Source organism: Pedobacter sp. AC402 (genome assembly GCF_979252805.1).
In genome coordinates this window covers 771,838-792,677 of sequence record NZ_CEEDAI010000009.1, presented here as the reverse complement: position 1 = coordinate 792,677, position 20,840 = coordinate 771,838, and the positions used below count along the sequence as shown (strand labels likewise).

Here is a 20,840-nt window from a genome sequence, read left to right as displayed (position 1 = left end):
TGGTCAATTTTCTATTATCGTTTTTTCAGACTTCGGGCCATTGCTTGCCTGAAAATAGCCTTATTTTTTCTAACCTGCTTCAAGATCCGTTCATCTCCCATAGCGATACTAGCTCGTCTCGCATACGATAAATATGATCCTTTGGAAACAACTGGTTTTTCCTTAAACCTGAACGAATAAAATCCGTCAGCATTTTTAACCAACCATTTACGCTTTCTAAATATTTTCTGTTTGTCTAGATTAGACTGTTCATAAACCCTTTTCAACTGACGGGGAAACAAAATCTTATTCGATTCATTAGCCGAACGATGAGATTTTCTTTTAACGGAAGTAATCATCCTGCGGTAATACTTTGAAAGATTTGAAGACTTTATTAGTGTACGGTATCCATAAAATTCGAAACCTAGATAAGTTAGGGGTTTTCCTATGGTCATTTGGCCATCCTTAACCGAATGTGCTGTGACTCTATTAATTTTAGGACTTACTGCTGTTGTTTTAAAAAAGAACGTTTCTGTCTTCTCATCGCTGATGACCAGTTTGCTTTTTTTGATTTCTTCCAAAACAAACTCTTCAACATCTTTAGCTTCATTGGGCTTACAAATAATCATGATATCATCCGAGTATCTTCTGTAAAAACCACCACGCGCATCAACCAGATTTTCAAGAAGAGAAATATCAAATTCCAAAAGGTACAAATTTGCAATAACCGCGCTAATCGGTAGACCTTGAGGGATTCCCACGGGACGGCCATTCTTCATGAAAGGATGTTTATAAACTTTAACTTTTTTCTCCTTCATGGCAATCTTAAAATCGTCAGTTGATTCAAAAAAAGCCTCTATTCCATGTGTTTTGCGGATTAGGGCCAGTTTTTTTTCGTCAAAACCTGCTCGTTTACCTTTAAGTACCTTTCGAACCCGAAGTTCATCCTTTAAGATATATCGAAAGTCAGTTGCAGAATTATATACATTAAAATCTGCCTCAGGCAAGCTGTCCAACCCGAGAAGATCGCACCAAATTTGTTTGATTCTTTGGTGATCCAATTCACTGAAAAAACTCTTGATGTCAAACATCAACACCGTACACCCTTCCTTCGATCGAGCTTTAATCTCTTGAAATGCCTCATGCGCAAAATGTATGGTACTCTTACCGGGAAGTTTTTCTATAATGGGCTCAGAAACGATTTCCGAATCTTCCGGAATCTTCCTGTAGGCAATGATACAATCACCCAAACTTTCGTATTCTTTGAGCTTATCCTCGTATAACGCCAGTAGCTTTTCCGCATACCTCCCGTAGATTAGTGCATCAATGTGAGTAGCATAATGCAATGGGCGTAATTTTTCAGTTTTTTTTGGCTTATAGTCTTTTATAAAAGAGTGCGCACGGCGATTTTCATCTGGGATCTTTTTATATTTCCGTTCCTTAATGACAGAATGTATTAGAGGAAAAAAAGCATGTCGAGCAATAAAGTTGTCATCTGTTACCTTGGTGAATATTTCATTATATCGTTTATAAACATCAATTTTTGGAGTAATGTGGAGATAGCCTCGGCTCTTTACCCAACTAGGTCTCTGGTCAAATGGTGGAATCATAAAAAAGCCTACGGTGTGGTGTATCGGAAATATTCAATAAACATACTTACTAAAAAGTTAGGGTCAGTACCCAATAACTGAGTCACACTAAAAGTCCAATATTATATACTTAACAGCAATTAAATCAATGAAGAATTTCCTAATCCAATTATTTATTAGTATATTGTTAGTCTGTTGTAACAGTACTATTAACTGTATAGATGCTTCGTCTGACAGCGATTCTCACTTATGCGTGGAATGCGTGACGGCTCTATCTGGTCAAATAGATACATTACATGACAATACTCTACCTGCTACCCTCTTCATGTAGCAGTGAATCTTCCATTAGGGCGAGAAAGTAACACCGTCCTGAAAAATTTTAAGACCCGACTAAGCGTCTATTATCCTCACACCGTAAGGGCTTTATACAAATATAACAATATTCTTATTAGTTTTACATATGGAATCCAAGCTCTTCAACATTGGTGATATTGTCGCCTTACAATCACATCCTTATTTCGCTTCAGGTACAACTGTTATTCTTAGTGCAGATCATCTAATGCTTTCACCTTTATTGGTAATTAGTGAGGTTCACAAGTCATCTTATACTTATAATGGCAAAAAAGTAAATACTTATAAATATCAATGCACTTGGTTTTCGACAAAGACATACAAATTTATTCGGAAGGAATTTGAAGAATCAGATTTAAAACTAGTTAAGAGCTTTACAGCAACGATCAATAAAAATCAACTGGTTCGTGGACAAAAGATTGCCTTTAAAACGATGGGACTGGAACTTGGCAAAAAAAAATCTTCTTTGAGTTATGATGATACCTCACATGCTGAGAATTCAGGCAGTTCAACTATTAATAGCCTGTTAACTTTTTTACCACCAGTACTTCAAATTATCGACTACAATCCCCACCAAACCAAACATAAACTAACCGATAAATCTCATTTGGAGATCCGTAAAGTTGTAGCTGTAGACGTTAAGTTAGGGTTTTATGACCCAAGCGAAGAAAAGTTCCAAGATGCCACATTACCCTTAGAACTATTGGAGTTACTCCCAGCATTTGACGAAAAACAGCTTAAATTGCTTGAAGTGGCCATAAAAATTGGCAGACACCTAATCATCAGCCACACCGATAAAAAAACTATCTTAAAACCTAGAAATTTAGCCTATCGATCTGGGCATTATTTTTTGCGCGGTTATGACCTGCTTTCCAATAAAATCGAGGAATTTAGCCTAGATGAAAAAATCTTGATAAAGTCCATCAAAAAACCAATCCTAGCTACTGCCTCCGAAATTTGACATTGCCAGTAATCCTGTAGCAGCAACGACAAAATTTATTGAGGAAGAAATTATAACGCTTCTTAATCTATCTAAAGCTGCCAAATCGTTTATCAGAATCAAATACAAAAACCGCAATGAAAAGATATCACACCGAACAATTAAAGCATATGATGTAATTAATGTGAAAGAAGGACCGTTAGACATCACTTATTTAGTTGGTTACTGTATGCTACGGCATGACAAAAGAAGTTTTAGAATTGATAGAATACAAAATCTACAACAATTAGATCTTGATTATTAAGGTATTCATCTAACGTTTTTAGATTATTAAAGCTAATGCATATTATCTTTAGTTAAGTGTCTCACAAAACGAACATTATACAGATATCTTAGATATCAGGGAATAAAATAGGCGGAAATAAATAAAATCTAAATAATTGATTAATTCTAACCGAAATATTATTTAATAAACAAAAAACTAAATGGGTATAAGTCTTAAAACTCACAAAATGATTTGGGGTCGTTCAGGCAATATGTGTTCTTTCCCTGGTTGTAAAAAAGTACTCGTGATTGATGAAACAGCAACTGATGATCCATCTGTTATAGGTGAGGAAGCTCATATCGTAGCACAAAAAGAAGACGGTCCGCGAGGGAATAGCTCTTTATCCATTGAACAGCGAGATAAATATGATAATCTAATTTTACTGTGCAGCATTCATCATAAAAATATTGATGATCAGGAGCATGAATATACAGTCGAAAAACTACATGAATTCAAAAAAAAGCATGAAGGCTGGGTGACAGAAAATCTTATCCTTGATAATAGAAAAATTAAAGATGATGAAATTTATGCAACATATATAGAGAAATTTATTCATTTAACTGATCTAAATAATTGGCACAATTGGACTTTATGGATGCTTGGTGCAACCGAAGCTTTCCCTAAAGAACAATTTGACTCTCTAAAGGAGATTCCAAATTATATTATCTCCCGTATATGGCCTAAGAGATATGATTTACTCGAATCTTCCCTTTTAAATTTTAAAAACATAGTTAACGACTTAATGAAAGTTTATTATGTTTATCCAAAAGAAGGTGCAAATGGCTACATGGTAGAAAAATTCTACAAAAATTATTATCGTGAAAATTTTCCTGACGATAAAGATTACAGTTGGGAAGAAGAAGAAAAGGCACTGGAGAGATATCAATATCATCTAGCGCTCTTAGAGGATTTGATTATTGAACTAACTCAGGCGGCTAATTATATATGCGATCAGATCAGGGAATTTATCTTCGAAGGGTTCAGACTGGAAGAGGGGGCAATATTAATAAGTAGAGGTGATTTTTTGGGTTATAAGACATATCGGGTCGAATATCGAGGAGATGAAAGAATAATATATCCCTATCCAGGATTAAAAACTTTTATGAGCTTAAGAGCTACTAGAGATTTAACAATTGGAGAAGGTATCGAAGAAGGGTATTTTCAAAAAATGCCTTGGGAATAAATTCTCTAAATATTAAGTTTTATAATTTTATAAAATCAAGTCAAATTCTCAAAAAACGATCGGTATGCCAAAATTCTCGACACGCACACAAATGATGAAATAAAAAAACTACAGAAAAAATAATAAGCGATACTATGAAAAAATTTAGAGTTAATGTTGTTATAGTATATTACAAAAATACTAACCTTAATAATTTCCAACCACCATTACATAATATTTTTAAATCTTTAGCTTGGCTTCATTCTTTGGAATATGCAATTGAGACTGATTATAAGGCACCTTTGGAGGAGGAATCAGAACTATATGGGCAAACTGATTTGATTTATTTTCGGTCAACATCAAATTCTCAAATTGAAGGTAAGGCTTTCAGAAAATTGATCATGAATATCTTCCATAAATCACGTATGGGTTTGTTTCAAGGAGCTGAAATATTCTACCAACTTCAAAAGGCCTTGCCTCAATATCCTTTCCCAAAGAATTATCTAAAACCGCTAAATTACCCTTATCTTGAAGTACATCAGGATGGAACAACAAGAGTTTGTATTCCTGCGGAAAATATTCAAGAACTTGATATTAATTCAAGTAGCACTATTATTAATTAATCTCGTAAAACGATATTTAAACATGAATACAATTTTACTGCAAGGCCCTGTATCCAAGAGTGAGCTAATCGATTTGAACAATGAATTGGCTCCTTTAGGGCTAACGGTTGATAAAACTTTAAATAAAGCTGAAATTGATGAAATAATTAAGATTATTTTTTCAGATTATAGCCTTGTTGGTCATCTAAGAGATGCTGTAATAGATGGTATGGCTTTAAAAGCTATTGAACTAATCTACAAATACTTTAAAAATAAAAGAGATATTGATGAACAGGTAAGTTATGTCTATACCTTATCACATGGAATTAAGGTCTTTACTATCAATGTAGATACATATCCAGAGTATATAGATAGCATCAGCAATCAAGTCGCACTAATAATTAGCAATCATATTTTAGATACTCTACCTAGCGGATCTGCATTTTATGTGGAGGTAAATAAACAGGGTAAAATTTCAATTCTTGTTCATGAGCGAAATAGTGGTAAACAATATTACATAACAGGATAATTAATCTCAAAAAACGATTGACTATGAAAAAAATATGGAAATAGTATTATATATAATTGGTGGGCTCATATTATTAAGAGTTGTTATTTGGATTCGAAGAGAATTATGTAACCATTCTTGGGGAAATAATAGAAATCATGAAACAGTATGTAAAAAGTGTGGTCGGAAAGGGAAGAATATGATCCGTTAAAATTTTATAAGTTTAAGTAATCTCACAAAACGATGGATCATAGCTATTCGGAATTAGAAAATATTGTTCAAGAAGGAATTAAAACAAATTCAGATTTGGCTGTGGACATATTAGAAATTACAATTGACACCTTTATGGAAGGAGTAGTAAAGGAACTTCCAATAATAAAATCGTTAGTTGCGTTTTACAAAGGAAGCCTTGGCATAAGAGAATCACATTTTATCAAAAAGATATTAATTTTTTTTAAGCAACTACACTCCGGCACAGTATTGGATTCCGATCTTATATTATTTTCAAAAAAATTTGATGAGGACAGTGATTATAGAAAAAAAGTTACTAATCACATAATGATATTGAATGATCGTTTCATAGAGGATCGGAAGTCTATTTACTTCGCAAACTTACTTGGAGCTCATATCAGAAGTCACATAAGTTATGATGAATTTATCGAAATGTCTTTAATTCTGGAAAATTCGCAGCTAAAAGTCTTTAATATGCTGAGCGAACTTGCAGCTTCTGATGAGTCTTTTAAAGAAGCTCACCTTTTACAAAAACCCTATAGCTCAATGTTATTATCATCAGGGCTGGTTATTTTGAATAATGGAAACTTTGGAGCGACAACAGTTAATTTTTATGGCGTTTGTCTTTTTTACTATGCTATGAATGGAAAATTAGACATGACTAGAGATCAGATTGAATCAGTGACCCCTAAAGCTTGGACACTTTATGATGATAGCGATTCCGTTAATGATATTAAAAGGAGTTGATATAATTTCGGAAAGAAGGTATAGAATACCAGCCTCAAAAAACGAACATTAACCTGGTGCCGGTTGCCAGCTGCTCCTAATCAGATCCGTAAGGAACGAGATTAAGAAGTAAAGGCAGGAGCAAATTAAATGTCTTAAAAAACTATAATTTTATAGAAAAATGAAAAAGTTTGCGCTTACTCTAACGTTATCAATATTTTCTCTGGTCATATATGCACAAGCACCAAAAGGAACAGATAAGATTATAGTTAACAATTCCAAATCAGCATCGGATAATTTTTTAGCTGTAAAACAACAATTAGCTGAAAATTCGATTGCTATTGCTTCTCAGGATAAAGATATTTTTCAAATTGTAACAGGAAATATCCCAGCTAAATCTGGCGCAAACTATCAATATATTATTTTTTGCAAGGAAAAATCGATTGCAATCACTGGTAAATTCACTACTGGAATTGAAATGAATTGGGGCTTGGGGATTGCTGCCAAAGATGATGCAATGAAAATCGTCAACAAAGGGATGAGTGGCAGCATATTCAAAAAGGCATTCACAGCGATGGAAGATTTTGCTAAGTCGCTAGGTGGTGAAATCACTTATGGTGCGGTAATTAAGGAAGTGAAAGTTAAAAAGGATGATGCTTACTAGCTTATGGTTGGTGTAGCCAAGTCGGTAGTAAAGATTAACTATTAAATAATCTCAAATAAAGATGAATAGCCCCCCATCGTCCTCGTTTTTAACGAGGATGAATTAGAAAAACGATTCTATCGCTAAATAAAAATAGATAGTCCAGCAGTTTAAAAACTGCCGGGCTTTGTTATTTCTGTAGTAACTCAAGTTTAAGTAACCTCGACTGGAGGATATATTGAGCCATTACTAGAAATAATTATACCTTAGTTTCTTTGTGTTTATAAATTGCTATGGATAGAAAAATTTTAAAAGCGAAATTGGACGCCTTGAATATAAATCCTAAAGATTATTCACTAGATGGTACTTTATTGCCCATGAGGACAATTCTTTCTTTTCAAAAAATCAATGGGTAACATTTGAATATGATGAACGAGGGAGTATGCATGACTTGAAGAAATTTGATAATGAAGATGAGGCTTGCGAAGATATTTTATCTCGATTAATTTTTTTAGTGGAATGGAGGAAAAAGTATAATATAAAGTAAACCACTTTTACTAGTCTTAGCATTTCGCTAAGAGCAAAATGTAAGTTACATAACAAAACCAGGCGGTTTAAAATATCTGGTTAATAATGCTATCCCCTGAAACAAAAAAAAGCCTGAAATCTTGCGATTCCAGGCTTGATCTAGGTTTTGATACCTCAGCGGAGAGTGGGGGATTCGAACCCACAGACCCTTTGACAAGTCAACAGTTTTCAAGACTGCCGCAATCGACCACTCTGCCAACTCTCCGCCGCAAAAGTACAAACTTGAAGCAAATCTGCAAATGATTTCCAAAGAAATATTTTAAAAGATATGCTAAATGTTGTTTATCATTAAGTTAGCGCATGAAAGAAAATAAAAAAAAGCAGATAAATAGCTTAAATATGCCAATTATCTGCTTTTTAATGCGTGTGAAATTATGTTAAAGCGCCTGATTTGGGTAAATTTTATCGCGATCTACAGATAATATGCCGTTTCCTTCTATAACGAAACAAACTAAACCCACCAATACCGAAACCGAAAACCAGAATTCTGAATAAGGCTTAAAAATACCACCAGAAATATTGATAAAGAAAACTGCGCCAATGAGTATCGGTAAATTAACCAAACAGAATGTGCGGGTATGTGTACCTAAAGTAATGGCAAGGCCACCTATAATATGCAGCACAATAATGAGGTGCGCCAGTAAACTAATGCTCACAGCGGTACCTAAAAAGGCTCCCCTCATTAAATTGCTGAAAGCTTGCATATTGATGTAAAAATCAATACCCTTCCACATTAATATAAGGCCTAGTAAGATTCTAAAATAGTCTAACCATTTTGGGTGATGCTGATCACCCCAGATTTGGATTTTCTTAAGCATGTTCATAACTTCTATATTTTGGTTATGACAATTTACATAAAAATTAATAGAATAACAATGGTTAACTATTTGATTTTTAAGGCTTTTTTTTCTCTGCCGTTTTGCTGTGTAAATAATCAGTAGGCGACATTCCAAACTGTTTGGCAAAGTTTCTGCCGAAATGTGATTGAGAGCTATAACCAACTATTTCCGAGATCTCATATATTTTCAATAATCCCTCATTTAAATATGCTGCGGCTTTTTTTAAACGGGCAAGGTTAATCAGTTCGTTAGGACTTAAGTTGGAGATGGATTTAATTTTACGGTACAACGTAGGGCGGCTCATGTTCATCTTTTCGGCCAGGTGCTCAACATCCAAACTCTGGTTGCTGATGTTCTTATTGATCGTATCCTGAAGCTTCTCCAAAAATACCTCATCAGCCTTGGAGTAAGCAATACTTTTGATGTGCAATAGCGGAGAACTCGAGAAATATTCTTTAATCTTGTTCCTGTTTTTAATCAGACTGGAAATCTGAACCTGCAGAAATGCTGGTGAAAAAGGTTTCTCAACATAAGCATCAGCACCCAGTTCCAAACCCTCAATTTTTGATTGCAATGAGTTTTTTGCCGTAAGTAAAATCACAGGGATATGGCTAAATTCTAACGTCGATTTAATTTTTGCGCAGAACTCAAAACCATCCATCTCCGGCATCATTACATCGCTGATAATAAGCTGAACAATCTCGTGCTCCAAAACTTTCAAAGCTTCCACGCCGTTTCGGGCCTGCAATACATGGTATTTTTCTTCCAGGTCATCCGATATAAAATCAAGAATGTCCTCATTGTCATCTACTAAAAGCACTACAGCTTTATCTGCTTCCTGAGGATATTTTATCGCGTGCATACCTACAATTTCTTCCATTTTCCGTTCAGATTAAATTCAATAAGTTGATGGATGGGCAGTTCCAATACAAATATATTAAAATCGTTGTGATTAAAATCCAGGTAAAGTTCACCACTGTGGAGCTGCGCGAGTGATTTTGAAATCGATAATCCGATACCAGTACCCCTGGTGATTTCAGTTTCCTTGGCCCTGAAAAACGGTTCGAAAATTTTGTTCTGTATTTTCTTTTGGAATCTTATGGCCATCGTTCATAACAGTCACCCTGAATTTATCTTCCTCGGCGGCTTGTTCAAGCTTAATTTCTACAGTTGTTTTGCCATATTTAATGGCATTATCAATCAAATTGCTGATAATTTTATAAAAAGCTTCCACATCAATATAGGCTGAAAATGCTTTTTCAGGTAAGTTTATCAGGTAATTGATTGTGCGCTGTTCGGCAGCTGGTTGAAACTGTAAATATACATCCTTCAAAATCTCAGTAATGTCCGCCTTAACAAAATTCAAAGAGAAATCGCTGGTTTCTGTTTTCCTGAAATCCAATAACTGATTGGTCAGCTTTAATAACCTGTCGGTGTTACGCCCCATAATGCGGAGGTTTTTTTCAATCGCAGGAATGGCATCTGCCTGTTTAATCAATTTTTCCATCGGGCCGATAATCAACGTTAACGGCGTTCTGATTTCGTGCGCAACATTGGTAAAAAACTCAATCTTCGCCTGGTAAACTTCCTTCTGCTTCTCATGTTCAAAAACCTCCATGCGCCTGCTGTTTTTCAACGCAATTTTTTGATGGTAACGGGATACCAAAAAGAAAATAATTGCACCTGCACTGATGAAATAAATAAAATAGGCAAACGGACTTAAATAAAAGGGCGGACTGATCCTGATCAGTAATTTTACGTTTTTGTTGCTCCAGGTATTGCTCCCTTCTACCAGTGCCTTTACCTCAAAAGTATATTTGCCCGGCGCAAGTTTGGTAAAGTAAACCTTTCTGTTGGTTTTTAGGTATTCCCAATCTTTATAAAGTCCGCTCATTTTGTAAGCGTATTCAGTCATTTCCGGAGAACGGTAGCTCAGGGCGGCAAAATCGATACTGAAAGATGACTGGTTATAGTTAAGTTCAATAGTGTCTGCATAAACGATTGATTTATCCGATATGGCATTTGCCCCATTTAAGCCAATTTCGGTGCTGTTCACCTGAAAACCGGTTAAAAAAACAGCGGTTTCATAAGTGGTAGCAGTGAGGTCAGCCGGATTAAAACTGATCAAACCTTTTACACTTCCAAAATAAATGCGGCCATCTTTACCCTGGTAGGCCGAGTTGTAATTAAACTGATCGGTTAGCAATCCGTTGGCTTTGGAGTATGTTTTGCTTAGCCCCGATGCAGGATCAAAGTGGATTAGCCCGCGGGTACTGCTGATCCAGAACTTATTTGATGCATCTTGTTCAATCCTGAAAAGGTAATTGCTGGGGAAGCCATTTTTAACACCATACCTTTTAAACTGCTGCGTTTTTTTGTCGAACCTGCTCAGTCCGCCACCATCTGTAGTTATCCAGATTTGATGTTGCTTATCTTCAAAAATGCTGTTTATCGTATTGTGACTTAAACTTTTTGCATCATCCCTGCTATTCCGGAAGTTTACATATCCAGGTTTGGATAAATTAAAGCGGAAAACCCCATCGTTAAAGCTTCCTGCCCAAATATTGCCCTGGCTATCTTCAATAACCGAATCGTAAAAAATAAAAGGAAGACCAGCTATAGGATCAAAATCATCGCGTTTACGGTTATAGCGGTAAATTCCATTTATGGTACCTATTAAAATCTCTCCCGAACGTGTTTTGCAAAAGGTTACAATAAAGTTGGTGCGTAAAGCATTTCCCACCCCCGCCTGGTAATGTTTAATTACTTTTTCAGTTTTCAGATCTAACACATCCAGCCCATGTTCGAAAGTACCGATCCAAAGCCTATCCCCATCAACCAGTAAACCATGGATGTTCGAATAGGCAATGCTTCCGGGCCTGCCATCTGGCAGGAAGTGTTTAAACTGCCCGGTTTTAATATCGAGTTTGTTCAGGCCTGCATCTTCAGTCCCGATCCAGAAATTGCCAGCCAGGTCTCTGGTAATTTCCCTTACATCACTTCCGCTAATGGAATTCGTACCTTTTTGCGGAAAGTATTTGGTAAACAACGAGGTATGGCTCGAGTAATAATTTACGCCACCAAAATAAGTACCCGTCCAAACGCCCCCCTCACGATCCTGGCAGATCGAATAAATGGCATTGTCGCTTAAGGAGTAATCATTGTTATATTGTTTCTGGATGTGTGTAATTTTTTCGGTCGAATCGTTATAAATGTAAATCCCTGATTCTGTTGCAATCCAGAATTCATTTAAACCTGTTTTTTTAATATCCCTCACAAAGATCGGCGTCTGGTCGTCGTTCAGTTTTAAAATGTTTTTTGATTGCCGTGTAACAGGGTCAAATAGTTTTACGCCCTGGTTGGTGGTGCCGATTAGCAGTTTGCCGTTCCCGGTTTCGGCAAGTCGTGATACCCAACCATATTCCGGCTTTTTGTTTAACCCATTAATATTGAAACTCTGGAAATTATTTTCTTCAGGATTGTATTTTTCTACCGTTCCCTTCCCGGTACTGATCCACACACTGCCATTTTTTAACACAGTAACCAGCGAAGCATCAAAACGGGCATTGTTGCCAAAAACCTGCATTTTTTTAGTGCTTTTTTGATACAGGTAGATTTTAAATGAAGATAAAATCCATAAATTTCCCTTCATATCGCTGTTCAAATCGATAATACGCATCCCTTCGGTGCCTTTAATTATGCTGAAACTCTCTTTGGATGGATTATACCTGTATACACCATTGTTTGTGCCAACCCACAGCGTTTTATGCTGGTCGTAATGCAGGGCATAAATCAGATCGTTGCCCAAACTGCCTGCTTTATCCGGATCGTGGCGGTAAGTTTTAAAAGCGTAACCATCAAAGCGGTTAAGGCCATCCTTCGTACCGAACCACATAAAACCATCTCCATCCTGTACACTGCAAAATGCAGTATTGTTAGAAAGTCCGTTTTCTACCTGGTAATGCCTGAAATAATAAGGCTGAGCCAGCAGCAAGTGGGCTGAGAAAGTTAAACATAAAAGGATGAGGAGTTTTTTCAATTTATATTGGTCAGCAGCTTCAAATATATTAAAGAAATGCTTTGCTTTTAACTCAAATTGAATTTGAGAGGATAAGTGGAAAGATTGAGACAGATGAATTTTGTGCTGCAAAGCAAATTCTATTATTTGTACCTTACTAACCCGTATAAACCAATCGTGAAAAATCTTAGGCTAATAATTTTATCAATTCTGCTATTGTTAACTGTCAACGCTTTTGCACAACAACTGCGGCTTGCACCATCGCCCCTATACCGCGATCCGATCTATGATGGCGCTGCAGACCCTGTTATGGTATACAACCATGCCGAAAAAAGTTGGTGGATGCTTTACACGCAGCGCAGGGCAAATGCAAAAACCAATGATGTAGCCTACTGCTATGGTACCAACATCGGTGTGGCCACTACTACGGATAACGGGCAAAGTTTTGTGTATAAAGGTGCACTCGATTTAAATTTTGAACCCGGTGTAAATACCTTTTGGGCACCCGATGTAATTTACGAAAAAGGCATTTACCATATGTACCTCGCCTATATTAAAGGCGTACGCAACCATTGGGGAGGCACGGCAAAAATTGCGCATTACACTAGCAAGGATTTATTTAAATGGAAATATAAAGGTTTCATTACCTTAAATTCAGACCATGTGATTGATCCAACCTTATTAAAAATGCCCGACGGGAAATGGCACATGTGGTATAAAGACAGTTCTAAAGGGAGCATAACCATGACAGCCGAAAGCAAGGATCTTCAACATTGGGTAGCGCAGGCAAAGCCGGCCATAGGTGGTGCCCCGCACGAGGGTGCAAAAGCTTTTTTCTTTAACAACTTTTATTGGATGATTACCGATGAATGGCACGGCCAACGGATTTACCGCTCAAAAGATGGCAAAAGCTGGGAGAAGCAGGGGATGGTTTTGGATGTGCCCGGGCACCGGCCTGAAGATACCCCAACTGGTGCCCATGCCGATGTACAGGTGGTTGGGGGTAAAGCCTATATTTTTTACTTTACCCATCCCGGACGCAAAACCCATTTCGAAGGCAGTTTAGATCAGGATTACACCTTTTCATATTCAAATAAACGCACATCTATCCACGTTGCAGAACTGGAGTTTAAAGATGGAACGCTGGTATGCGACCGGGATAAACCTTTTGATTTTTACCTGAGCCAGCCTTAAATATTACCTTCCTACCCAAGAGGTATCTGCAAAATGAGTTTTTTTGAAGATTACTACTTTGATTTGCTGCTGCCAACGGCAGGAAGGTTTCAAAGTAACTTTGCTTTGCCGCTGCCCACGGCAGGAGAGTTTCAAAGTAACTTTGATTTGTCGCTGCCCACGGCAGGAAGGTTTCAAAGTAACTTTGATTGGTCGCTGCCAACGGCAGGAGGGTTTCAAAGTAAAATGCATAAAATTCGTCATTGCGAGGCTGGGGAGAGCGAGCCGAAGCAATCTTTTTAGAAATGTCTCTAATACTGTCGTCATTCCCGCGCATGCGGGAATCGTAATGCGGTTGCTATGCTTTCGCTACGCTCAGTCTTGCCTCGGTTACCGATGTAAAATCGGTACAGGTCAGCCACCGAAGGGCTCTTACTTTTGGCTTGGCCCAAAAGTAACAAACCTGAGCGCAGCGAAAGCATGACTACCTATAAAAACAACAACCACCAAGGCATAACTGAAAGGCTTGGAACTGATGTCGGATAAATTCGTTAAAGCTTTTTGGTCGTCAGCACAAGTTCCGCCGAAGGGGGCGGAAAGTGTGTGCTGCCTTAATTTAGTGATGGAGGAAAAGCTATTGATAAAGCTTTAACGTTTTCTCCATCCATCATTTCCTATGCCGGATTGCAAGGTGTATATAGCATGAAGCAAATAGCGAGGTGCAGATACAGGCGTTTGTAAATTGATTATTCTTAAACTATGAGGGGACGCATTCATCCGTCATCTCGACCGTAGTGGAGAGATCTTTGGATTTGCTATCTATATAAATCCGTCATTACTGTGATGCTGGGTTTGAGCGAGCCGAAGCAATCCTTTTAGTAATGTTTTTAATACTGTCGTCATTCCCGCGCATGCGGGAATCGTAATGCGGTTGCTATGCTTTCGCTCCGCTCCGGCTTGCCTCGGTTACCGATGTAAAATCGGTACAGGTCAGCCGCCGAGGGGGCTCTTACTTTTGGCTTGGCCCAAAAGTAACAAACCTGAGCGCAGCGAAAGCATGACTACCTATAAAAACAACAAACACCCAGGCATAACTGAAAGGCTTGGAACTGATGTCGGATAAATTCGTTAAAGCTTTTTGGTCGTCAGCACAAGTTCCGCCGAAGGGGGCGGAAAGTGTGTGCTGCCTCAATGCAGCGATAGAGGAAAAGCTATTGATAAAGCTTTAACGTTTTCTCCTTCCATCATTTCCTATGCCGGATAGCATGGAGCATATAGCAGGGCACAAATAGCGAAGCGCAGATTCTGGCATCCGTAAATGGATTATTCGTCAACTTTGAGGGGGCGCATTCATCCGTCATCTCGACCGTAGTGGAGAGATCTTTGGATTTACTATCTATATAAATTCGTCATTGCGAGGCTGGGATTGAGCGAGCCGAAGCAATCTTTCTAGTAATGTCTCTAATACTGTCGTCATTCCCGCGTATGCGGGAATCGTAATGCACTCGCTATTTTTGCCCTTAGTTGAGATTCGCTTAGATTTCTCCGCTACGTTGCATTTCGCACACTATAACACAACACAAAATATTATCTGTGTCTATCTATCCCCATCTGTGGTAAAAAACCAAAAAAACCCTCTTCAACTCCGCGTAATATGACACAAACATTATGCGTGTTTATCTATCCCCATCTGTGGTAAAAACCAAAGAAAACCTCCTTCAACTCCACGCAATATTACACAACACAAAACATTATCCGTGTTTATCCCTACCCATCTGTGGTAAAAAAACAAAGAAAAACCTCCTTCAACTCCGCGCAATATGACACTACACAAAACATTATCTGTGTTTATCTCTACCCATCTGTGGTAAAAAACTAAAGAAATACCGTGCTTCCTCCAACAGCAAAACGAGACAAAATGAAGAAATATTGATACAAATGCGTATCCCGTGCTACAGCGAAAAACCGAATCTTTGACAAGAATTAAATCGAACTAAAACCATTTACTTCTAGTAACTAACCAAATATCTAACCCATATGAAAAGAAGTTTATTCTCTTACGGCGGCTTTGTACGCCTGGATAGGTACCTGCTTCAAAAAATATTTTTGAAACACAAGGTCCTCACTGCTATTTTTACTTCAATTACCTTAATCTTGCTTTCATTTCAGCTCAGTGCACAAGCGCAAACTACCGTTACCGGAACAGTTACCGATGAAAAAGGGGAGACCGTTGTTGGTGCCAGTATTAAAATTAAAGGTACAAGCACGGGTGCTACTACAGATGGAGATGGAAAATTTAAAATCCAGGTAAGCGATAAAAACGCCACACTGATTTTTATTTACGTCGGCTACGCCAATCAGGAAGTTGCAATTGCTGGTCGCACGCAAATCAACGTTAAACTTAAACCTTCTGATAACGACCTTTCGGAAGTTGTTGTTGTAGGTTACAACACGCAGAAAAAGGAAGCCATTACGGGGGCCATTTCTTCCATTAGCAGTAAAGATCTCGAAAAAGTGCATGGAGGCTCTACAGTAAGTACAGGCCTCGCCGGCAAATTGCCTGGGGTTTCTTTCAGAATGCCCGATGGCAGGCCAGGATCAAGTGCCAATATCCAGATCCGTAACATGGGCAACCCGTTATATGTTATTGATGGAATACAGCAGGATGCAGGCCAGTTTAATAACATATCACCAAACGATATTGAAACCATTAGCGTGCTTAAAGATGCCTCGGCAGCTATTTATGGTAGCAGGGCAGCAAATGGCGTAATATTGGTAACCACCAAGAGGGGTAAAAACAGTACGCGTAATACCTTTAGTGTAGATGCTTACACAGGATGGCAAAATTGGGTACGTTTTCCTGAAACCACCGATGCTTATACCTGGATGTTAGGCAAAGCCACCGCCGAATTAAATGCCAATGGCAAAACTGACATTACCCAGGCAGAACTGGATAAATGGAAAGCCGGTACGGAATACGGCTACCAGAGTCAAAACTGGAAAGATATTATTATTGCACCAAATGCACCACAAAGCTCCGTTAATTTAAGTGCATCAGGAGGTACCGATAAAGTAAATTATTATTTTTCTGCCACCCGATTAGATCAAAAAGGTGTTTATGGAACCGCACGCGAATTCGATTTTAACAGAACCAATATTCAGAGTAATATCGAAGCTAAAATAACCGACCGTTTTAAAGTTGGTATGCTCATTAACGGCCGTATCGAAAGTCGCGACCAGCCAGGTGTACCAGGTGGAGATGATTATTTCGCCGCCCGTTTCGCTTTATTAAGAAACAGACCAACAGAGCAGGCTTATGCCAATGGCAACCCAAATTACCCTAACGATATCGGCCACAATACCGAACAGTTTGCCGTGCAGAGTAAAGCACTTACCGGATACTGGAGATCAGATTGGCGGGTACTCCAAACCAATTTATCAGCAAGTTACGATACACCAATAAAAGGGTTGGAAATTAAAGGATTGTATTCTTATTACATAGCCGATAACGTAATTAACGGGCATGAGTATACCTATAATGTATATACCTACCATCCCGAAACAGGTGTTTACGAAGAAAAAGTGGGCAGCTCCAATCCGTACCGTGAGCGTAGAAACGAGAAAATATATACCAACACCTATCAGATACAGGCCAACTATAACCGCACATTTGGCAAACATACCGTAGGTGGGGTTTTGGTAGCCGAGCGTTTAGATCGTTTTAGAACATACACTTTTCAGCATGCCGTACCGCAGACCAATATTTTACCGGTATTGCAGTTTGCCGATATGGATGGACAGGATTTTGCAGATGTACAGGAAGAGCAGGCCCGAATAGGTTATGTAGCCAGGTTAAACTATAACTATGATAACAAATATTACCTGGAACTTTCAGGCCGTAGAGATGCCTCATGGAAATTTGCACCTGACAGACGGGTTGGCTATTTTCCATCTGCTTCCATCGGATGGAGAATTACGCAGGAGAAATTTATCAAATCACTTTTGGGTGAAAGCAACATCTTAAACGATTTAAAACTCCGTGCATCTTACGGTGTATTGGGTGATGATGATCTTCCTATTGATCCGTTTGCCTATATTCCAGGTTACAGGTACAACCAGGGAACAGTTATTCTGGATGGCAAAAACATTACCACCTCACGTGATTTAGGCCCGATTATAAATAACCTGAGCTGGTTTAAAAGCAAAATAACCGATATCGGATTAGACTTTTCGATGTTCGGAAGCAAGCTTTCCGGTACGGCAGATTATTTTTATAGAAAACGTACAGGGTTATTTGCCATTAAAAATGATGTTCAGGTACCTGTAGAACTGGGGTATCCTCAAAACCCTGAAAACCTGAACAGCGATGCGCAGTTTGGAGGTGAGTTTGCCTTAAACTACAGAGATAAAATCGGCGAATTTAACTACAACGTTGGCGGAAATTTTTCCATCAGCAGAAAAAAGATGATCGATGTTTATAAACCACGCTTTGGTAACTCATGGGAAAATTACAGGAACAATAGCACCAATAGATACACCGATATCTTCTGGGGTTATGAAGTAACCGGCCAGTTTCAGAGCATTGATGAAATTAACAATTACAAAGTGAACATTGATGGTAAAGGTAACCGCTCTTTACTACCTGGTGATTTAATTTACAAAGATCAGAATGGTGATGGCAGGATTGACGGATTTGATGAAAGACCTATCGGTTATACCACGCAAGGTCAGCCCAATATCGGTTTCGGTTTTACTATAGGCGGTTCTTACAAAAACTTCGATTTTACAGCAGATTTCTCAGGCGGTGCATTGTACTCATGGAACCAAAACTGGGAACAACGCTGGGCATTCCAAAATACAGGTGCTTTATTACAGAATTTTGCTGATGACAGCTGGCACCGTACCGATCCTTTTAACCTGAACAGCCCTTGGGTGGCAGGTAAATACCCTGCGCTTAGGTTTAATGATGCAACACATAGCGATTACAACAAAAATTCTACCTTCTGGATGCATAATGTACGTTATCTGCGTGCCCGTACACTCGAAATTGGTTATACCATCCCTAAAAGCTGGGCTGAAAAAATCAAGATCCAGAATGCCAGGGTATATGTAAACGGATACAACTTATTCTCTATTGATAACTTAAAAGATTATGGCGTTGACCCTGAAATTGCCGATGACAATGGATTACAGTACCCACAAAATAAGTTCTTTAATATCGGTCTTAAACTAACACTGTAACATGAAAAAGACTAATCAAATGAAAAAAATAATATACGCATTTGCTGCCATTGCATGTTTAAGTTTTGCGCAGTCGTGTAAAAAAGATTCTGAATTTCTAGATAAGAAACCCACCAGTACCTTACCTATCGATGCGGTATGGAAAGATCCGAACCTGGTATTAACTGTTCTTGGCGATTTATACGATAGTTATCCAGATTTTCAACGCATCGAATCATGGTGGTTATATGCCGATTTTGATGAAGGCTTTGCTTCAGCCGGAGGCGATTATTTCCGCCACCAGAATTTGGAATACGGCTACGACGCATGGCGGTACTGGGATATGGATGTTTATAAACTGGTTAATAACCTAAACCTGTTTATAAAACGCGGGCAGGAATCTACACAATTGAAAGCTGAAGACCGCGACCGTTTCCTGGCCGAAGCAAGATTTATCAGGGCCGGCGTTTACTTCGAAATGGTAAAAAGAATGGGCGGTGTGCCGTTAATTACCATCCCCTTGGTATACGATTACAGTGGCGATCCAACCTACCTGCAATACCCAAGGGCAAAAGAAGCAGAAGTTTACGATTTTGTAATTGCTGAGCTCGAAGCCGTAAAAAATATTTTGCCCGATAATGCAACCGTCCAAAGCAGGGCTACAAAAGCAGCAGCTTTGGCTATGGAGTCCAGAGCAGCCTTGTATGCCGGTGCTATCGCCAAATACAGCAATTCGCAGTTGACGCTGCCAGGTGGCGAAGTTGGCATTTCATCCGCTTTGGCAAATGGTTATTATACCAAAGCACTAAATGCCGCCAAAGAAATTATCAATGGCGGTAAGTATTCCCTTTATAAAAAGAATCCAAATCTATCCGAAAACTTTGCAGCACTTTTTACCGATAAAGGCAGTAACCCGGAAGTAATTTTTGCCAAAGATTTTAAATTGAAAACCAATAAGGTACATGGCTTTACCATCGATAACCAGCCCCGTTCTTCGGCCGAAGAGGCACAGGGAGGGCGCTTAAACCCATCATTGAACCTGGTGCAGTCGTTCGAAAAGTTAGACAATACCTATGCTTCCCTTGCCTCGGTAGATGCAGGCGGAAACCCGGTTTATTATACCAATGTTACCGATATTTTTGCAGGCCGCGACGCGCGTTTGGCCGGTACTGTTATCCTTCCCGGAACACAGTTTAAAGGCAAAACTGTAGATATTTGGGCAGGTTATCAATTGGCCAATGGTACAATTGTAACCGGAGATAATTTTGCACAAAGCAAAACAAATGTATTGCCAGGCAACCCCGGTACGGTGCAGGTAGTGGGTGGCGATGGTCCTGTAGATGGATTAGAATTCAGTGCGCAATCAGGTTTTTATGTACGTAAATATTTAGATCCAGCAACGGGCTCGGGGCAAATAGGTACCCGTAGCGATGTTTGGTGGGTGCGTTACCGCTATGCCGAAGTATTATTAAATGCCGCAGAAGCAGCTTTCGAACTGGGTGATGCCGCTACAGCAGCCAATTACATTAAACCCGTAAGAGACCGTGCAGGCCTAACCACCGCCTTAACCCCTGCTGAAATTACTTTCGACAGGATTGTACATGAGCGTAAAGTAGAGTTCGCTTTTGAAGGGCACGAGCTTTGGGATATGAAACGTTGGAGACTTGCGGATAAAGTATGGAACGGCAGCAACATGTCTGCTGCAGATTTTATCAATGCAACCAATATCGGTAGTGCCACACGCACCAGCACACAAGTGTTTGGTATATGGCCATACAAGTACTATAATCCGGGTAATCCAAACCACTTGAAATACCTATTTAAAGTGGTTAAACCAAGCAGAGTAACCGCTGCACACCGTTTCCGTATCGGCAATTACTATTCATCAATCGGGCAGGATGTGTTAAACGGAAATCCGAAAATTGTTAGAAACCCTAATCAGTAAA

16 protein-coding genes and 1 tRNA gene are annotated in these 20,840 nt (G+C 38.7%); 11 read left to right on the top strand and 6 right to left on the bottom strand.

The genetic code is table 11. The features are described 5' to 3' along the window. Window positions 1-14: 14 nt before the first annotated feature. Window positions 15-1,589 (bottom strand): reverse transcriptase domain-containing protein, encoded by a 1,575-nt coding sequence (locus AC0IWE_RS14375; RefSeq protein ID WP_471793583.1) that lies wholly within the window; start codon window positions 1,587-1,589, stop codon window positions 15-17. Window positions 1,590-2,028: 439 nt separating this feature from the next. Between AC0IWE_RS14375 and AC0IWE_RS14370 the strand changes: the two genes are divergently transcribed. The 7 genes from AC0IWE_RS14370 to AC0IWE_RS14340 all read left to right on the top strand — a co-directional run bounded on the left by AC0IWE_RS14370 (window position 2,029) and on the right by AC0IWE_RS14340 (window position 7,077). Continuing rightward, window positions 2,029-2,880 carry a hypothetical protein gene (locus tag AC0IWE_RS14370; RefSeq protein WP_471793582.1) on the top strand — a complete coding sequence of 284 codons (852 nt, stop codon included), beginning with the start codon at window positions 2,029-2,031 and terminating at the stop codon, window positions 2,878-2,880. Then, window positions 2,864-3,163 (top strand): WYL domain-containing protein, encoded by a 300-nt coding sequence (locus tag AC0IWE_RS14365; protein WP_471794046.1) that lies wholly within the window; start codon window positions 2,864-2,866, stop codon window positions 3,161-3,163. The genes AC0IWE_RS14370 and AC0IWE_RS14365 overlap by 17 nt, the downstream gene beginning before the upstream one ends. A 181-nt stretch (window positions 3,164-3,344) precedes the next feature. Beyond that, window positions 3,345-4,367 carry a hypothetical protein gene (locus tag AC0IWE_RS14360; protein WP_471793581.1) on the top strand — a complete coding sequence of 341 codons (1,023 nt, stop codon included), beginning with the start codon at window positions 3,345-3,347 and terminating at the stop codon, window positions 4,365-4,367. A gap of 134 nt (window positions 4,368-4,501) precedes the next feature. Next, window positions 4,502-4,969, top strand: coding sequence for a hypothetical protein (locus AC0IWE_RS14355; protein WP_471793580.1), 468 nt, complete (start codon window positions 4,502-4,504; stop codon window positions 4,967-4,969). A gap of 22 nt (window positions 4,970-4,991) precedes the next feature. Continuing rightward, complete coding sequence (locus AC0IWE_RS14350; RefSeq protein ID WP_471793579.1) at window positions 4,992-5,477, top strand: hypothetical protein; 486 nt, start codon at window positions 4,992-4,994, stop codon at window positions 5,475-5,477. A 222-nt stretch (window positions 5,478-5,699) separates the two neighbouring features. Next, window positions 5,700-6,434 (top strand): hypothetical protein, encoded by a 735-nt coding sequence (locus AC0IWE_RS14345; protein WP_471793578.1) that lies wholly within the window; start codon window positions 5,700-5,702, stop codon window positions 6,432-6,434. A 160-nt stretch (window positions 6,435-6,594) separates the two neighbouring features. After that, window positions 6,595-7,077, top strand: coding sequence for a hypothetical protein (locus AC0IWE_RS14340; RefSeq protein WP_471793577.1), 483 nt, complete (start codon window positions 6,595-6,597; stop codon window positions 7,075-7,077). A 685-nt stretch (window positions 7,078-7,762) separates the two neighbouring features. Here the strand turns inward: AC0IWE_RS14340 and AC0IWE_RS14335 are convergent. The 5 genes from AC0IWE_RS14335 to AC0IWE_RS14315 all read right to left on the bottom strand — a co-directional run bounded on the left by AC0IWE_RS14335 (window position 7,763) and on the right by AC0IWE_RS14315 (window position 12,522). Then, a tRNA-Ser gene (locus AC0IWE_RS14335) sits at window positions 7,763-7,849 on the bottom strand. Between the two features lie 172 nt (window positions 7,850-8,021). Then, window positions 8,022-8,468, bottom strand: a complete 447-nt coding sequence (locus AC0IWE_RS14330; RefSeq protein WP_471793576.1) for a DoxX family protein — start codon at window positions 8,466-8,468, stop codon at window positions 8,022-8,024. A 70-nt stretch (window positions 8,469-8,538) separates the two neighbouring features. Next, the gene (locus tag AC0IWE_RS14325) at window positions 8,539-9,363 is read right to left on the bottom strand and encodes a response regulator transcription factor (RefSeq protein WP_471793575.1); all 825 of its coding nucleotides are present in this window, start codon (window positions 9,361-9,363) and stop codon (window positions 8,539-8,541) included. Further along, window positions 9,348-9,590 carry a sensor histidine kinase gene (locus AC0IWE_RS14320; protein WP_471793574.1) on the bottom strand — a complete coding sequence of 81 codons (243 nt, stop codon included), beginning with the start codon at window positions 9,588-9,590 and terminating at the stop codon, window positions 9,348-9,350. The genes AC0IWE_RS14325 and AC0IWE_RS14320 overlap by 16 nt, the downstream gene beginning before the upstream one ends. Next, window positions 9,520-12,522, bottom strand: coding sequence for a ligand-binding sensor domain-containing protein (locus AC0IWE_RS14315; RefSeq protein WP_471793573.1), 3,003 nt, complete (start codon window positions 12,520-12,522; stop codon window positions 9,520-9,522). The genes AC0IWE_RS14320 and AC0IWE_RS14315 overlap by 71 nt, the downstream gene beginning before the upstream one ends. Before the next feature lie 156 nt (window positions 12,523-12,678). On the opposite strand from AC0IWE_RS14315, the gene AC0IWE_RS14310 reads away from it, so the two are divergent. From AC0IWE_RS14310 to AC0IWE_RS14295, 4 genes are all read left to right on the top strand, one after another. Next, complete coding sequence (locus AC0IWE_RS14310) at window positions 12,679-13,695, top strand: glycosyl hydrolase (protein WP_471793572.1); 1,017 nt, start codon at window positions 12,679-12,681, stop codon at window positions 13,693-13,695. A gap of 33 nt (window positions 13,696-13,728) precedes the next feature. Continuing rightward, complete coding sequence (locus AC0IWE_RS14305; RefSeq protein ID WP_471793571.1) at window positions 13,729-13,977, top strand: hypothetical protein; 249 nt, start codon at window positions 13,729-13,731, stop codon at window positions 13,975-13,977. 1,734 nt (window positions 13,978-15,711) lie between these two features. Beyond that, window positions 15,712-18,915, top strand: a complete 3,204-nt coding sequence (locus AC0IWE_RS14300) for a SusC/RagA family TonB-linked outer membrane protein (protein WP_471793570.1) — start codon at window positions 15,712-15,714, stop codon at window positions 18,913-18,915. Between the two features lie 19 nt (window positions 18,916-18,934). Then, window positions 18,935-20,839: a RagB/SusD family nutrient uptake outer membrane protein gene (locus AC0IWE_RS14295; protein ID WP_471793569.1), complete on the top strand. Its 1,905-nt coding sequence runs from the start codon at window positions 18,935-18,937 to the stop codon at window positions 20,837-20,839. The last annotated feature ends 1 nt before the right edge of the window (window position 20,840 follow it).